General features: G+C 71.1%; 12 protein-coding genes. 8 read left to right on the forward strand and 4 right to left on the reverse strand.

The window, feature by feature from the left end; genetic code table 11:
* Nucleotides 1-63 precede the first annotated feature (63 nt).
* Nucleotides 64-633 carry a heme-binding protein gene (locus tag ACIBTU_RS06885; protein ID WP_399124871.1) on the reverse strand — a complete coding sequence of 190 codons (570 nt, stop codon included), beginning with the start codon at nt 631-633 and terminating at the stop codon, nt 64-66.
* 200 nt (nt 634-833) lie between these two features.
* Between ACIBTU_RS06885 and ACIBTU_RS06890 the strand changes: the two genes are divergently transcribed.
* The gene (locus ACIBTU_RS06890; protein WP_399124872.1) at nt 834-1,469 is read left to right on the forward strand and encodes a histidine phosphatase family protein; all 636 of its coding nucleotides are present in this window, start codon (nt 834-836) and stop codon (nt 1,467-1,469) included.
* 8 nt (nt 1,470-1,477) lie between these two features.
* Here the strand turns inward: ACIBTU_RS06890 and ACIBTU_RS06895 are convergent, their stop codons facing one another.
* The 3 genes from ACIBTU_RS06895 to ACIBTU_RS06905 all read right to left on the reverse strand — a co-directional run bounded on the left by ACIBTU_RS06895 (nt 1,478) and on the right by ACIBTU_RS06905 (nt 4,685).
* A complete protein-coding gene (locus ACIBTU_RS06895; protein WP_399124873.1) occupies nt 1,478-2,296 on the reverse strand; it encodes a triphosphoribosyl-dephospho-CoA synthase in 819 nt (272 codons plus the stop codon).
* A 197-nt stretch (nt 2,297-2,493) separates the two neighbouring features.
* A complete protein-coding gene (locus tag ACIBTU_RS06900) occupies nt 2,494-3,141 on the reverse strand; it encodes a GntR family transcriptional regulator (RefSeq protein WP_399125366.1) in 648 nt (215 codons plus the stop codon).
* 71 nt (nt 3,142-3,212) lie between these two features.
* A complete protein-coding gene (locus ACIBTU_RS06905) occupies nt 3,213-4,685 on the reverse strand; it encodes a chlorohydrolase family protein (protein WP_399124874.1) in 1,473 nt (490 codons plus the stop codon).
* 440 nt (nt 4,686-5,125) lie between these two features.
* On the opposite strand from ACIBTU_RS06905, the gene ACIBTU_RS06910 reads away from it, so the two are divergent.
* The 7 genes from ACIBTU_RS06910 (at nt 5,126) to ACIBTU_RS06940 (ending at nt 15,712) form a co-directional block, all read left to right on the forward strand.
* Nucleotides 5,126-6,124, forward strand: a complete 999-nt coding sequence (locus tag ACIBTU_RS06910) for an ABC transporter permease (protein WP_399125367.1) — start codon at nt 5,126-5,128, stop codon at nt 6,122-6,124.
* A gap of 44 nt (nt 6,125-6,168) precedes the next feature.
* A complete protein-coding gene (locus tag ACIBTU_RS06915) occupies nt 6,169-7,887 on the forward strand; it encodes an ABC transporter substrate-binding protein (RefSeq protein ID WP_399124875.1) in 1,719 nt (572 codons plus the stop codon).
* Nucleotides 7,888-7,930: 43 nt separating this feature from the next.
* Entirely contained in the window at nt 7,931-8,932 is a 1,002-nt protein-coding gene (locus ACIBTU_RS06920; protein ID WP_399124876.1) for an ABC transporter permease, read from the forward strand.
* Nucleotides 8,932-9,942: an ABC transporter ATP-binding protein gene (locus ACIBTU_RS06925; RefSeq protein WP_399124877.1), complete on the forward strand. Its 1,011-nt coding sequence runs from the start codon at nt 8,932-8,934 to the stop codon at nt 9,940-9,942. The genes ACIBTU_RS06920 and ACIBTU_RS06925 overlap by 1 nt, the downstream gene beginning before the upstream one ends.
* Nucleotides 9,939-10,928, forward strand: a complete 990-nt coding sequence (locus ACIBTU_RS06930; protein WP_399124878.1) for an ABC transporter ATP-binding protein — start codon at nt 9,939-9,941, stop codon at nt 10,926-10,928. The genes ACIBTU_RS06925 and ACIBTU_RS06930 overlap by 4 nt, the downstream gene beginning before the upstream one ends.
* Before the next feature lie 5 nt (nt 10,929-10,933).
* A complete protein-coding gene (locus ACIBTU_RS06935; protein WP_399124879.1) occupies nt 10,934-12,145 on the forward strand; it encodes an amidohydrolase family protein in 1,212 nt (403 codons plus the stop codon).
* Between the two features lie 447 nt (nt 12,146-12,592).
* Entirely contained in the window at nt 12,593-15,712 is a 3,120-nt protein-coding gene (locus tag ACIBTU_RS06940; protein ID WP_399124880.1) for an MFS transporter, read from the forward strand.
* The last annotated feature ends 43 nt before the right edge of the window (nt 15,713-15,755 follow it).

The raw sequence follows: 15,755 nt of genomic DNA on the forward strand, positions 1-15,755 counted from the left end.
ACGGGCACGCCGAAGGGGCCGGCTCCGCGGGAAGCCGGCCCCTTCGGAACTCCTGGCGTCCGGTCAGCGGCGCAGGGCCGCCGCCCCGGCGCGGGCGAACTTCTCGTCCAGGTCGCCCGACGGGGCGCCGGCCACGCCGATGCCCGCGATCGGGGAGCCCTTGGCCGTCACCGGCACGCCGCCCGCGAGGAACAGCGTGCCCGGGATGTCCTTGAGGGTCGGCTGCTGCTGAAGACGCCCGACCAGCACCGACGTCGGGGCGTTGAACGACACCGCCGTGTACGCCTTGCGGATGGCGGACTCGTAGGACTGCGGGCCCGCGCCGTCGCCGCGCAGCGTCACCAGCGTGTTGCCGTTGCGGTCCACGACGGCGACCGAGACGCGCTGGCCCTCCGCCACGGCCGCGTCCATCGCGGCTTCGGCGGCCTTCGCGGCGGCACGGATCGTCAGGTGCGTCGACTCGGTGAGGTACTTGTGCGCCACGTCGCCCGGCGTGGCCGTGGCGTGCGCCGCCGGCGCCGCGACGGCGGCCGAGGCCGCGCCCGCGCCGCCGACCGTGACGACCGCGGCGGCGAGGAGACCGCCCGTGAGGGCCCGGGCGGTGCGGGCGAAGGGGCTGGCGGTGAGCTTCATGGTCCGGTGACTCCTGGGAGTGGGGGAACGTGCCACTGACGTGTCACCGATATGTGTCCCGAACCGGCCCCCGCGCAGCCCGGCTCACCCCGACATCACCCGGCCGCCGTACGCAACCGGCCCGCACCGCGGCGCGTCCCTCGTCGTACAAGATCGACACCGGCGGGCATGTCTGTGCGGCGGGGAACGAGGAGGCGCATGTGAGGCGAGGTACGGCGACGCGGTACCTGTACGTGGTCCGGCACGGCCAGGCCGAGGGGGAGGAGGACGCGCCGCTGACCGAGACCGGGCGGCGGCAGGCGACCCTGCTCGGCGAACGACTGCGCGACGTCCCTTTCGCCGCCGTCCACCACGGACCGCTCCCGCGTGCCACGCAGACCGCCCGCCTGATAGGTGAACAGCTCGGCGCCCACGTGCCGCTGCACGCCAGCGACGTCGCCGGCGACTACGTGCCTCATCTGCCCGAGCGGCACGAACTCCCCGAGGACTGCGCCGACTTCTTCCTCGACCACCTCTCCGGCGTCGACAAGGAGGAGGCCGCGGAGGGCGCCAGGCTGGCCCAGGAGGCCCTCGACCGGTTCACCGGGCCCGTGACCGACGGCGCCGAGGACCGTCACGAGCTGCTCGTGACGCACAGCTTCCTCGTCGCCTGGCTCGTGCGGGACGCGCTCGACGCCCCCGCCTGGCGCTGGCTCGGCCTGAACCCCGGCAACGCCGCCTTGACCGTCATCCGCTACGCCCCCGGACGCCCCGCCGGCGTGCTCGTCCTGAACGACGTGAGCCATCTCCCCGACGAACTGCGCTGGACGGACTTCCCCGACGCCCTGCGCGTCTGACGGGCCGCTCAGCGAGCGACGGGCTGCGCCCGCTCGCCCACCGAGTCGAGGAAGAGCAGGGCCGTGAGCAGGGCGCCGCTGGAGGCGGGGCAGATTCCGTAACGGGTCATCTCCTCGTCCAGCGCGTCCAGGAGCCGTGCCCCCTCCTCGGAACCGGTACCGCCGGCGTCAAGGACCGCCGTGGCGTCCTGCTGGATCATGCGCAGCGCCAGGGGCCCCTTCTCGCGCACCACACGCCCGTCGTCGACGGCGGTGATCAGCGCGAGCAGCGCGTCCAGCTGCGCGGTCTCCTCCGGGACGCCCCGGGCGCGGGCCGCGCGGATCGAGGTCAGCGCGTCCTCGACGACGCCGACGGCCTCCTGTTTGTCGGTGCCGGACATCGCGCGGTAGCTGTCGTGGAAGGGGCCGGACGGCTCGATCAGCTCATCGAGCCCGAGGGCCGTGCGGCAGGCCTGGCCGGGGCTCGTGGCGCCCTGCGCGTAGGCCGCCGAGAGCAGACACAGCAGACGGGCGGCGACGTCGAGGCCGTTGAGGGACGCGACGTACGGCACCCGCTCCTGCGCGAGGCGGCACGCGGCGGCCAGCCGGTCCAGGTCCGGGCCGGCGCCCGCGGCCGCGTGGAAGGCACCGTGCAGGCCGACACCGGCGTCGATGAGCGAGGAGAACACCGAGTTCGCGGGCAGCCGCGCCGTGCGGCAGTCGGGAAGGCCCGGCTTGGGCGTCAGGAACACCTCGCGGGTGAACGCCGCCACGGCGAGATCCGCGACGTCGTCCGCGCGAGCGCCGAAGGGCAGTCCGGTCGTACGGGGGGAACGGTGGTCGAGCATGAGCAAGGTCTTCCTGAAGGGGCGGGCACCTCGGCGCGGTCGTCCGTCTCCCGGCGTACGGAGGCACCGTCACGCGACACCGGGACCCCCGGGTTCTGCCCGCCCCGACCGCGCGGGGAATCGGGACCAAGGTCCCGGAGTGCGGGTCCGAGTGGCCCGGGCCCGCACTCCGGGACCGCAGGCCCCCGCGCACCGGATCACCGCGGCGGCAGCACCCCCTCCAAGGCCTCCAGCGTGGGCTCCCGGCGGATGTCGATGTGCGCGTACGAGAGCGCCTCGGCCAGTTGCGCCTTGCCCGCGTACACCGCCGTGCAGATGCGCTTGTGCTCCTCGCAGTGCAGGCGGGGGCCGACGTCCGTCGAGGTGAGGCGGAACAGCCAGTGCATCAGGCCGAGCGAGGGCTGCAGCGAGGCCTGCAGGAGGCGGTTGCCGGTCATGGTGATGATCTCGGCGTGGAAATCGGTGTTCGCGGCGGCGATGTCGGCTTGCGAGTTGCGCCGGGTCGCGTCCTCGGCCTCGTCCATGATCCGCTGCAGCGCGGGGTGCTCGTACCCCTGCGCACTGCGCTCCGCCGCCCGGCCCGCCGCGAACACCTCGAGGCTGAGCCGCAGGTCGAACAGCTCGTTCACATCGCGCAGGGTCAGCCGGCGCACCGTGGCACCGCGCCGCGGCGACGTCAGCACGAGGCCCTCCTGCGCGAGCCGCACCAGCGCCTCGCGCACCGGGATCCGCGAGATGCCCAGCGTCTCGGACAGCTCCCGCTCGCGCAGCCGGCCGCCCTGCGGATAGGCGCCCGAGTGGATCCCGGCCCGGATGAAGGCCTCGGCCCGGTCCACGTGGGACACCGCGCCCGGCCCGCCCCGGCGGGGGGCGGGTGCCTCGTCCGGGGCCTCGGCGAGGGCCCCGGCGGCGGCCGTCACGACCGGTCCCGGAACGGCGGGAACGTCGGCGGGAACAGGGTCTCGGGGTCGCGGCCCAGCAGGTCGCGCTCGCCGTACGCCGCCCGCATCTTGTCGAACAGGCGCTGCGCCTCCTGCTGGAGACCGGCGAGGTCGACGCCGGGCAGCTCACGGTCGACCAGGACCGGCCGCCCAGCGACGACGGACTGGGTCGCCTGCCGCGCGGTGCCGTTGAGGAGGAACGTGCGGACCGGGTCGTCCAGGACGCCGTCGCGGATGTCGCCGAGGTCGAACGCGACGAGGTCGGCCTGGGCGCCGGGCTCGAGCCGGCCCAGGTCGGACCGGCCCAGGGCGCGGGCGCCGCCCAGCGTGGCCGCCTCCACGTACTGCTCGACCGGCGCCGCGTCGAGCCGCCCGTCGACGATCTTGGCGAGGTGCACGCCGGCGTCCATGCCGCGGATCAGGTCCGGCGGGAAGGAGTCGGTGCCGAGGCAGAGGTTGACCCCGGCCTCCCGGTAGGCGCGGAAGGAGTGCAGTGCCTCCCCGTACCGCATGGAGGTCTGCGGGCAGTGGATGACCGAGACGCCGGAGCGGACGAGCGTGTCCAGGTCGCCGCGGTCCTCGCCGAACAGGGTGGGGTGGCGGTCGATGACCACGGAGTGCGGGATGAGCAGCCTGGCCTCGAACAGGCCGGACTCCTCGATGAGTTGAAGAGGCGTCAGGCCGTGCCGGCGCTGGGTGATCTCGCGTTCCGTGGTGCCCTGCAGGGCGTGCAGGCGGACCAGGACGTCACGGCTGCGGGCCGTCTCCGCAGTGGCGCGCAGCAGCTCCGCGGAGAGGGTCTCGATGCGGCAGGGGAGCAGCACCCCGGTCAGCAGCGGGTCGTCCAGCTTGGCGAGGTGGTCGAGGAAGCGGACGGCGTCCGCGAGGCCCGCCCGGCCGAGCTCCTCGCGGAAGGCCACGTCACGGCCGCCGTCGGCCGTCGCGACGTTCACGCCCGAGCGGTACGCGGGCCCGAGGTAGCCGCGCAGTCCGATCTGTCGCGAGGTCTCGGCCATGGCGACGAGTTCGTCGTAGGGCTCGGCCCAGGAGCTGTGCACCTCGGAGGCGATCGGCATGTAGGTGGTGATGCCGTGCAGGGCGAGCTGCGCGAGGGCGTACGCGCGGACCGTGGCGCGCTCCTCGGGCGTGAAGACGTCACGGCGGCGGCGGTCGAAGTAGTCCTGGGACCACTGGAGTCCGCGCCCGTGCTCGGGGCTGTGCCACGAGTCGATGACGAGGTGGTCGATGTCGGTGAGGGCGTCCAGGTCGATGAGACCTGGCATGACGAGGGTGTCGCCGAGGTCGCGGTCGACGTCGACCGGGCCTTCGTAGTGCGGGCCGACGTAGACGATGACGTCGTCCTCCCACACCACCTCGCCGTCCCGCAGAAGAGCGTGCCCACCGTCCTGGTGGGCGAGTACGTGACGGGCGCGCCAGCGCGTGCGCATGGGACCTCCTGAGGAACGTCGGAGGTCGACAGCCTAGAAACTGGCATACCAAAAGGGAAGTTGTTCGGGGACTTCTCTTCGGAAGGGGTCTCCGAGGGGGTCCCCGGTCTCAAATAGTGAGGCGCCGAAAAAGAATTTCCGGTGATCGATCAAGTGTCTCGATGGCGTTTACAGATACCTGTACATGCGCGTCCACCTGGACTTATGTGAGGCCTACAGATGCAGGTCGGGAGGGTTGTGCGGCCCGGGTAAGGGCTCCGGCGCCAGTTCGGATGTTTCGGCGGTCGACAGGGCTCTGGTGGGCGGGCCACTTCTTGGTATACCGTCCGGCCATTCCTGCCCCCGAGCACGGAGGAACCGACGTGTCGGATCCGCAAGTGTCGCCTCGTCGGACGCCCCGCGCCAGCACGCCGGAGCCCGCCGACGGACAGGTGGCCACCCTGCCCCCACCCCCTGAGAAGGCCGCCGCGGCCCCGTCCGCGGAGCCGGCCGCCGCCCGGTCCCTCCTGGCCACCGCCTGGCTGCGCATCCGGCGCAGCCGCATCGCCGTCGGCGCGCTGATCGTCGTGGCCCTGATCCTGCTCTTCGCGATCCTGGCCCCGCTGCTCACGCACCTCGAGGGCCAGGACCCGTACCGCTCGCTGACCGGGCCCGACTACCTCGACGAGTTCGACACCCCGGGCCTGCCGCTCGAGTACTACCGCTACCCGTCCACCGATCACTGGCTCGGCCTCGAACCGGGCCTGGGCCGCGACATCTTCGCGCGCATGGCCTACGGCGCCCGGATCTCGCTGATCATCGCCCTGCTGTCGACCGCCGTCTCGGTCGTCCTCGGCACCGTGATCGGCGCGGCGGCCGGCTACTTCGGCGGCAAGGTCGACATGGTCATCAGCCGGATCATGGACCTCTTCCTCGCCTTCCCGCACCTGCTGCTCGTCCTGTCGCTGACCCCGATCATGCAGTCCCGCCTCGGCGGCACCGCACTGGACCAGGGCAGCCTGCTGCCGGTCGCCTCACTGGTGATCATCCTCGGCTTCTTCGGCTGGGCCTACCTCGCCCGCGTCGTGCGCGGCCAGGTGCTGTCCATCCGCGAGCAGGAGTTCGTCGAGGCCGCCCGCGCCTACGGCGCCTCGCGCCGCAGCATCATCTTCCGGCAGATCATCCCCAACGTGATGGGCGTCGTCCTGGTCTACGCGACCATGCTCATCCCCACCAACATCACCGCGGAAGCCGCCCTCTCCTTCCTCGGTGTCGGCGTCAAGGACCCCACTCCCTCGTGGGGCCAGATGCTCAACGCCGCCCAGTCCGGCAACTGGTACCTGTCCGACCCGTGGTTCCTCGCGGTCCCCGCCGGCGCCCTCGTCATCACGGTGCTCGCCTTCAACCTCCTCGGCGACGCGGTCCGCGACGCCCTGGACCCCAAGTCCTCCCGCAACTGAACTCCCGCTGGAACACCGCTCCTCACCCTCTTCAAGGAGACGCAGTGACTCGACGTACAGCAGCCGCGATCGCGATCGTGCTCAGCAGCGCGATGGCCCTCACCGCGTGCAGCGGCAGCAAGCCCGCCCCCGGCTCCGGCTCCCGCGCGAACGCCGACGCCTTCGACCCCGTCCAGGTCGGCAAGGACTTCAAGACCAAGGGCGGCAACGTCAACGTCCTGATGTCCGCGGACTTCCAGACCCTGGACCCGGGCAACAGCAACTACGTGCAGACCGCCAACGTGGGCCAGCTCTACTACCGCACCCTCGTCATGGCCAAGGAGACCGCCGGGCAGCCGCCCACGATGGTCCCCGACCTCGCCACCGACCTGGGCAAGGCCTCCAAGGACGGCCTCACCTGGACGTACACCCTGAAGAAGGGCCTGAAGTTCGAGGACGGCAAGCCGATCACGTCCCAGGACATCAAGTACGGCGTCGAGCGCACCTACGCCCGTGACGTCTACACCCAGGCGCCGCAGGAGCTGAACGCCGCGCTCACCGACGACACGTACAAGGGCCCCTACAAGGGCGGCGACTTCAAGGCCATCGACACCCCGGACGACCACACCATCGTCTTCCACCTGAAGCAGCCCTTCGCCGAGTTCCCCGCCCTGGTCTCGCGCTCCAACACGGCGCCGGTGCCCAAGTCGAAGGACACCAAGCTCGACTACACCAACCACCCGGTCTCCTCCGGCCCGTACAAGATCAAGTCGTACGAGCGCGGGCGCACCATGAAGCTGGTCCGCAACGACCAGTGGGACGCGGCGACCGACCCCAACCGGCCCGCCCTGCCCGACACGTTCACCTTCAGCCTCTCCACGGCGCAGGCGACCATCAGTCAGCAGCTGCTCGCCGACTCCGACCCGACGGCGGTCACCCTCGACAGCCAGGGCGGCCTCCAGGCCTCCGACGCCTCGAAGCTGAACCAGCCCGACGTGAAGAAGCGCACCGCCGCCGGCCTCCTCGGCTGCACCGACGTGCTGAACCTCAACACCGAGACCATCAAGGACCCGCAGGTCCGCAAGGCCATCGCGATAGCGATCGACCGCAAGGCGATCCAGGTCCAGTACGGCGGCAACCGCTTCGGCCAGCTCGCCCAGTCGTACATCAACGACGCGCAGCGCGGCTACGTCGAGCAGCACACCGCCCTCGACCCGGCCGGCAAGCCGAACCCGGAGGAGGCCAAGAAGCTCCTCAAGGGCAAGAAGTTCCCGAAGAAGCTCGTGTACGGCTACGCCGACGCCACCCCGCGCTACAAGAGCATGGGCAACACCCTCCAGCAGAACCTGAAGGCCATCGGCATCGACCTCCAGCTGCGGCCCATCCCGGCGGCGAACTACTACACGATCCTCGCCGGTGAACAGATGCCCGACATCGCCCGCAGCGGCTGGTGCGGCGGCGCCGACAGCGGTTCGGTCCGCACCACGATCGACCCCAACATCGGCCCGAGCATCGACGGCAAGACCTACGGGTTCTCCAACATCCCGCGCTACTACGACAAGAAGCTCTCCAAGGAGCTGTACGAGCTGCGCGGCGCCAACGGCACCAGCGAGGAGCTGGGCAAGAAGTGGGCGACCCTCTACGACCGGATCATGCAGGACTACCCGCTGGTCCCGCTGACCCGCTCCTTCACCAACAGCGTCGTCGGCTCCAAGATCCGCAGCGCGCAGGTCGGCTACTTCTTCGGCTCGATCGACCTGTCGACCGTCGGCGTCGAGAAGTGACGAACTGACGAGCTGACGAACCGACGAGCGAACTGACGAGACCATGACCAGATTCCTGCTGCGGCGCTTCGCCGCGATGATCGCCCTGCTGATCGTCATCAGTTTCGTGACCTTCAGCCTGTTCCAGCTCGGTCCGGCGGACCCGGCCGCGGCGGCCTGCGGTCAGGAGTGCACCCCTGAGCGTGTCGCCCAGGCCCGCGTCGCCCTCGGGATGGACCAGCCGTTCCTGTCCCAGTACGTCGACTACATGACGGGCCTGCTGCACGGCCGGTGGGTCGGTGCCCCCGGCAGTCAGACCCTGTGCGAATGGCCCTGCCTCGGAAAGTCGTTCCAGACCAACGAGAACGTCACCGCGATCATCGCGCGAGCCCTGCCGTACACCCTGTCCGTGGCCGTCGGCGCGATCGTCCTGTGGACCGTCGTCGGCGTCGGCCTCGGCCTGCTCGCCGCGCTGCGCAAGGGGAAGTTCGCCGACAAGGTCATCGTCGGTGCCGCCTCCGTCGGCGTGTCCCTGCCCATCCCGGTGACCGGCCTGCTGCTCCTGCTGTTCTTCGTCAGCACGCTGCACGTCCTGCCGTTCACCACCAACGAGATCACCTCGCCGTTCGGGCCCGCCGGGCCCGGCGGCTGGATCCTCAACTACCTGCTGCCGTGGGTGGCGCTCGCCGTCCTGTTCAGCGCCCAGTACATCCGCGTCACCCGCAGCAACATGCTGGAGACCTTCGGCGAGGACTTCATGCGCACCGCCCGCGCCAAGGGCCTGTCCCGGCCCAAGATCGTCTTCCGGCACGGCGCCCGCGCCGGCATCACGCCCGTCGTCACCATGCTCGGCCTCGACATCGGCCTGCTGCTCGGCGGCGCCGTCCTCACCGAGCAGATCTTCTCCGTCCCCGGCATCGGATTCACCGCGGTGCACGCCGCCCAGTCCGGCGACCTGCCCGTGACCATGGCCATCACCATGATGGCCGCCTTCTTCATCATCGTCGCCAACGTCGTGGTCGACGCCGCCTACGCGGTCATCGACCCGCGAGTGAGGGTCAACTGATGACCACGACACCCACCCCCATGCTGGAGATCCGCGACCTGCGCGTCACCTTCCCGACCGACGACGGCCTCGTGCACGCCGTCAACGGGATGGACCTCACCCTGGCCCGTGGCGAGACCGTCGGCATCGTCGGCGAGTCCGGCTCCGGCAAGACCGTCACGAGCCAGGCCCTGATGGGCCTGCTCAAGGACACCTCCGCCCGGGTCAGCGGGCAGGTCCTGCTCGACGGCACGGACCTCAACCCGCTGACCGAGGCGCAGATGCGCGCCTACCGCGGCAAGAAGATCGCCATGATCTTCCAGGACCCGCTCTCCGCGATGCACCCCTTCTACCCGGTCGGGACGCAGATCGCCGAGGCCTACCGGGTGCACAACCAGGTCTCGAAGAAGGCCGCGGCCGCCGTCGCCGTCGACATGCTCGGCCGCGTCGGCATCCCCGACCCGAAGAAGCGCTACTCCTCCTACCCGCACGAGTTCTCCGGCGGCATGCGCCAGCGCGCCATGATCGCGATGGCCCTGGTGTGCGAGCCGGAACTCCTCATCGCGGACGAGCCCACCACCGCCCTCGACGTCACCGTGCAGGCCCAGATCCTGGACCTGCTCGCCGAACTCCAGTCGGAGACCGGCACCTCGGTGATCATGGTGACCCACGACCTCGGCGTCGTCGCCGAGGTCTGCCACCAGGTCGTCGTCATGTACGGCGGCGAGTGCGTGGAGCGCGCCACCGTCTCCGACCTCTTCAAGGACCCCCAACACCCCTACACGCAGGGCCTGCTGGCGTCCATGCCGTCCCTCACCGGGCAGTCCGAGCGGCTGCGGCCCATCCCGGGCTTCCCGCCCTCGCTGCTCGCCCTGCCCGAGGGCTGCCTGTTCGCCGACCGCTGCCCCGAGGCGCACCGCGTGCCCGACGCGGCCTGCGCCACCAGCCGCCCGGCGCTGACCGGGCCCGACAACCACCCGTCGCGCTGCCACCTGACCGTCGCGGCACCCGCCCGAGAGGTGGCCCGATGACCCCGACCCCGCTGCTCCAGGTCACCGACCTGACCAAGCACTTCCCGACCCGCACCAGCGCCTTCCGATCGGGCGGCGTCGTCAAGGCCGTCGACAACGTCAGCTTCTCCGTCGGCGCCGGCCAGACCCTCGGCCTGGTGGGGGAGTCCGGCTGCGGCAAGTCCACCACCGGACGCCTCCTGATGCGGCTGCTCGAACCCACCTCCGGCAGCATCAAGCTCGACGGCCGCGAGATATCCGAGCTGCGCCGCGGCGACCTCCAGGACTACCGCCGGCGCGTCCAGATGGTGTTCCAGAACCCGTCCTCCTCGCTCAACCCGCGCCAGTCCGTCGGCAGCGCCATCGCCGCGCCGCTGCTCGCCCAGCGCATCAACCCGCCCAGCGGCGTCAAGGCCACCGTCCGCGACCTGATGGACCGCGTCGGCCTGCGCCCCGACCACTACAACCGCTTCCCGCACGAGTTCTCCGGAGGCCAGAAGCAGCGCGTGGGCATCGCCCGCGCCCTCGCCCTGGACCCGAAGCTGATCATCTGCGACGAGCCGGTCTCCGCGCTCGACGTGTCCGTCCAGGCCCAGGTCATCAACCTGCTCGAGGACATCCAGAAGGACACGGGCGTCGCGTACCTGTTCATCGCCCACGACCTGTCCGTGGTCAAGCACTTCGCGCACCGCGTCGCCGTCATGTACCTCGGCAGGATCATGGAGCACGGCGACACGCGCGAGGTCTTCGACAACCCTCGCCACCCGTACACGCAGGCCCTGCTGTCCGCCGTGCCGCAAGCCGACCCGGACGCCGACCGCAGCGGACGCGTCCGGCTCGCCGGCGACCTGCCGAGCCCCGCGAACCCGCCGTCGGGCTGCGTCTTCCGCTCGCGCTGCCCGCTGCGCCTCACCCTCGACGAGAAGAGCGCGAGCCGCTGCGCCGACGAGGTGCCGACCGGCAGCCCCGCCTGCCACCACATCGACATCGACATCGAAGAAAGGTGACCTCCGTGCTGATCCGTGACGTCCGCCCCTGGGGCGGCGAGCGCAGCGACGTCGAGCTGTCCGGCACCCGCATCGCCGCGATCCGCCCCCACGACCCCGCGGCCGCCCCGGCCGGCGAGGTCGTCGAGGGCCGCGGCCGGCTCCTGCTGCCCTCCTTCAGCGATGTGCACGTCCACCTGGACTCCACCCGCGTCGGCCTCCCGTTCCGCCCGCACACCGGCGGGCCCGGCGTGTGGACGATGACGATGAACGACCGGGAGAACTGGCGCACGGCGGAGGTCCCGCTGCCCGAGCGGGTCGCCGGGACCCTGGAGCGCATGATCGCCCGCGGCACCACCCGGGTGCGCTCGTACGCGCAGGTCGACGTGGACTGCAAGCTGGAGAAGTTCGACGCGGTCGTGGCCGCGAAGGAGAAGTTCGCGGGCCGCGCCGACGTCCAGATCATGACGTTCCCGCAGGCCGGCATCCTGCGCGAGAAGGGCACCGTCGACCACCTGGAGGCCTCGCTGAAGGCGGGCGCCGACGTCATGGGCGGCATCGACCCCTGCTCCCTGGACAAGGACCCCAAGCAGCACCTCGACATCGTCTTCGGCCTCGCCGAGAAGTACCAGGTCGAGGTCGACATCCACCTCCACGAGCCCGGCCACCTCGGCGTGTTCTCCACCGACCTCATCCTGGAGCGCACCCGCGCCCTCGGCATGCAGGGCAAGGTCACCCTCTCGCACGCCTACGAGCTCGGCTCGATCAGCGAGTCCGTGAGCCGCCGCCTCATCGACGCGTTCGCCGAACTCGACGTCGCCATGGCCACCGTGGCGCCCTCGGTGAGCAACCAGCTGTCCCTCGCTGACCTCACCGAGGCGGGCGTCCGCGTCGGCCTCGGCGAGGACGGCCAGCGCGACTACTGGAGCCCGTACGGCAACTGCGACATGCTCGACCGCACCTGGCAGCTCGCCTTCACCAACAACTACCGGCGCGACGAGCTCATCGAGATGTCGCTGGCCGTCGCCACCCTCGGCGGCGCCTCGATCATGGACCACGACGTGCCCCGCCTGAAGGGGATCGCCGACCGGCCCGGACTCGCGGTGGGCGACCGCGCCGACCTCCTCCTGGTCGACGGCGAGACCCCGAGCAGCGCCGTCATGGACCGCGGCACCGACCGCACCGTCCTGCACGACGGCGTGGTCGTCGCCGACCAGCTGGCGGTCATCGGGGTCTGACAAGGCCCGACACCTGGTTCCGCTTCCGCGCGGGGCGGCTCCGTGACGACGGCGCCGCCCCGCCGGACGCGTGTGCCGGGCGGCCCTGCGGACAGGGCGCCGGAACAGCCGGTTCCGGCGCTCGGGCTTGTTCCCGCACGGCTCTTGACGCCCCGGAACCCGAGGCCCCACAGTCGGGCAGTAGCCCTGCCCGGTCGCAGCGACGCCAGGATCTCCGGCGTCCCGGGCGGGGCCAGTGACGCCCTCGCCGAAGCGTCCGGCCGGCCCACCCTCGCCCGCCGGGACCCTTCGGCCTGCCGGCCCACCATCCCCGCGCGCGGCCTTCGGCCCTCACCCGCGTCCCCGGGCGCCCGGCGCCGGCCCGCGCGCACTCCTCCCTTCCGCTTCCCCGGAGAGTCCCCGGAGCGTTCCGCGGAATGATCCGCGGAGAAAAGGTGGTAGCAGGGCATGGCCGAGCAAGCATCGAACTCCCGCACCGCACCGCTGGACCCGCAGCACCGTGACCGCGTCCTCCGCCGGGTCGTCCTGCGGACTGTCCCCTTCATCACGCTCGTCTACGTCATCGCCTGGATGGACCGCGTCAACGTCGGCTTCGCGAAGCTGACCATGCTGGACGACCTGTCCTGGAGCGAGGCCGTCTACGGCGCCGGCGCCGGCATCTTCTTCCTCGGCTACTTCCTGTGCGAGGTGCCGAGCAACCTGCTGCTGGAGAAGATCGGCGCCCGCAGGACCATCATGCGCATCGCCATCGGCTGGGGCGTCGTCTCCGTGGCCATGGCCTGGGTCACCGCGCCCTGGCACTTCTACGCGCTGCGCTTCCTGCAGGGCGCGTTCGAGGCCGGACTGCATCCCGGCATCATCCTGTACCTGACGTACTGGCTCCCCGCGCACCGCCGCGGCAAGGCCGTCGCCGTCTGCATGTCGGCCTCGCCGCTCGCCATGCTCATCGGCAGCCCGCTGGCCGGATTCATCATGGAGCACACCGACGGCCTGCTCGGCCACGCCGACTGGCAGTGGCTCTTCATCATCGAGGGCGTGCCGTCCGTGCTCCTCGGCCTGCTCGCCTTCTTCCTCCTGACCGACCGCCCGCGCGAGGCCAAGTGGCTCACACCGGACGAACGCTCCTTCGTGGAGCGGGAGCTGAGCCGCGAGGCCGAGGCGGGCGCCGACCGGGAGCATTCGCTGCGCGGGCTCCTGCGGCTCCCCACGACGTGGGTGCTGATCCTGACCCTGTTCTGCGTCATCACCAGCAACGCCACGCTGTCCTTCTACGGTCCGAGCCTCGTCGCCGACGCCGGATTCACCGACCTCGCCACCCTCGGCTGGATCATGTCGAGCGTCTTCGCGCTCGGCTGGGTCGGCATGCTCGTCAACGGCTGGTGGTCCGACCGGCGGCGCGAGGCGCGCCGGCACACGGCCTGGGCCGCCGCGACCGGCGCGGTCGGGCTCGTCCTGGCCGCCGTGGCCCAGGAGGCGGGCAGTTCGCTCGGCGTGCTCGCCGCGCTGGCCCTCTCCGCCTGCGGCACGATGGGCGCGATCCCGGTCTTCTGGAGCCTCCCGCCGCGCTACATGTCCGGCACCGCGCTCGCCGCGGGCGTCGCCCTCATCAACTCCTGTGCCAACCTCGCCGGTTACTTCGCGCCCCAGTTCCTCGGCGGCATGAAGGCGAGCACCGCTCCTACTCGCTGGGCCTGCTGGTCATCGCGGGGGTGGAGCTGGTCGGCGTGGTGCTCGTCTTCCTGTTCATCCGCAAGGAGCCAGCGGCGCGGGACGGCGCACCCTCAACTCCCGCGATTCAACAGTTTGTTGAGTGATCGCCAGGAGGTCTCACCTCGTCGCACTTGGGATCCAGAAAATGGGATCCCAAGTGTTGACCCCGGGGAATTCCCGCGAGCACTATGGGATCCCAAGCGGGACCGGAATGCTGCTTCCAGACCGCGGGACGGTCGTGTCAGACGCGTCGGGCAACCCCCGGCCGCTCCACGCCGGAACCCACCCCTCGATGCTCCGGTTCCCCGCCGGAGCCCCAGGTTCACGACACGCCCCCGTGCCCGGAGCTCAAAGGAGCCCGCGATGACGCACTTCCGCTCGGAACCAGAACCGCCCCTGAACCTCGCCGCACCCGCACCCGCACCCGCACCCGAAGCCGCCCCCGCACCGTCCGGCGCCGACGACCAGCGCCGGGCCCAGCACCTGCTGGCCCAGGCGATGGACCGGATCGGCACCAACCGCTGCCACAAGGTGATCCTCTCGATCGTCGTGTTCGGAGCCTTCTTCGACGTCATCGAGCAGAACACCGTCGGGATCGTCGCCCCCTTCCTCAAGGAGCAGTGGGGCGTCAGCTCGACCGGCATCGGCTTCCTCGCCTCCGCCACCTTCGGCGCGATGTACGTGGGAGCCGCGCTCGCCGGCTGGCTCAGCGACCTCAAGGGCCGCAAGACCATGTTCAACTTCAACCTTGCGCTCTACAGCCTGGGCGCCCTGATCTGCGCCCTCGCCCCGAACTTCGAGGTCCTCGTCGCCGGACGCATCGTCGTCGGGCTGGGCCTCGGCGGCGAGTTCGTCGTCGGCCTCACCCTGCTCGCCGAGATGACCTCCACCCAGTTCCGCGGCACCGCCATCTCGCTGCTCCAGGTCGGCGCGGGCGGCCTCGGCAACCCGGCCGCGTACCTCTTCGGCCTGCTCACCGTCGGCTGGATCGGCCCGCACCTGCCGGCCCTCCTCGGCGGCCCCGAGGCCGGCTGGCGCTGGGTGTTCGTCCTGCTCTGCCTCCCGGCCCTGCTCGTCCTCTACACCCGGCGCCACATGCCGGAGACCCCGCGCTACCTCATCTCCAAGGCCCGTACCGCCGACGCCAACCGGGCGCTGAGCGTCCTCGCCTCCGGCAAGATGAACCCGCGCGGCCTCGCCGTCACCAGCTACCTGCCCGAGGGTCTCAGGCTGAGCGAGGAGAAGGCTCAGTGGACCGAGATCCTGCGCGGCCGCCTCGGGCGCAACTCCGCGGTCCTCGGCTCCTGCACCGCCGCCCTGTTCGGCGCCCAGTTCGTCCTGCTCACCTTCTGGCCGACGCTCCTCGTGGACCGGGGCTACCCCGTGGCCACCAGCCTGACCTTCTCCATGATCATCTTCATGGGCGCGGTCATGGGCACCCTCTTCGCCACCTACCTCAACACCCGCTTCCGGCGTAAGCCCACCATCGCCGTCGCCGCCGCCCTCTCCTGCGCCTCCGCCCTCGCCTTCCCGTTCCTGGCCGACGGGGCGACGGAGATCCTGATCCTCGGCTTCCTCTTCGAGTTCTTCTCCTGGTGGGCCAACTGCTCCATCTCCACCTGGTGCCCCGAGCTCTACCCGACCCGCGTCCGCGCCTTCGGCATCGGCGTCATCTCCAACCTCGGCATGATCGGCGGCGCGCTCCTGCCGCCCGTCGCCGGCGCCCTGCTCGGCTCCATGGGCCCCACCGCACTCCTCGGCCTCGTCGCCGTCATGTGCGCCGTCGTCCTCGTCGCCGTGCCCTTCGGCCCCGAGACCTTCGGCCGCTCCCTCGAGGAACTCCACGACGAGAACTGACACCACCCACGACACCCCTTCGACGACCCAAGGATTGGACACG

It is taken from the genome of Streptomyces sp. NPDC050145, from assembly GCF_044460245.1.
In the GTDB taxonomy this organism is placed as follows: Bacteria; Actinomycetota; Actinomycetes; order Streptomycetales; family Streptomycetaceae; genus Streptomyces.

What these genes read in the sequence shown, in the direction of transcription:
- ACIBTU_RS06905 (WP_399124874.1), bottom strand. Translation starts at nt 4,685, where the DNA reads ATGCGCACGCGCTGGCGCGCCCGTCACGTACTCGCCCACCAGGACGGT.
- ACIBTU_RS06895 (WP_399124873.1), bottom strand. Translation starts at nt 2,296, where the DNA reads ATGCTCGACCACCGTTCCCCCCGTACGACCGGACTGCCCTTCGGCGCT.
- ACIBTU_RS06920 (WP_399124876.1), top strand. Translation starts at nt 7,931, where the DNA reads ATGACCAGATTCCTGCTGCGGCGCTTCGCCGCGATGATCGCCCTGCTG.
- ACIBTU_RS06885 (WP_399124871.1), bottom strand. Translation starts at nt 633, where the DNA reads ATGAAGCTCACCGCCAGCCCCTTCGCCCGCACCGCCCGGGCCCTCACG.
- ACIBTU_RS06940 (WP_399124880.1), top strand. Translation starts at nt 12,593, where the DNA reads ATGGCCGAGCAAGCATCGAACTCCCGCACCGCACCGCTGGACCCGCAG.
- ACIBTU_RS06930 (WP_399124878.1), top strand. Translation starts at nt 9,939, where the DNA reads ATGACCCCGACCCCGCTGCTCCAGGTCACCGACCTGACCAAGCACTTC.
- ACIBTU_RS06925 (WP_399124877.1), top strand. Translation starts at nt 8,932, where the DNA reads ATGACCACGACACCCACCCCCATGCTGGAGATCCGCGACCTGCGCGTC.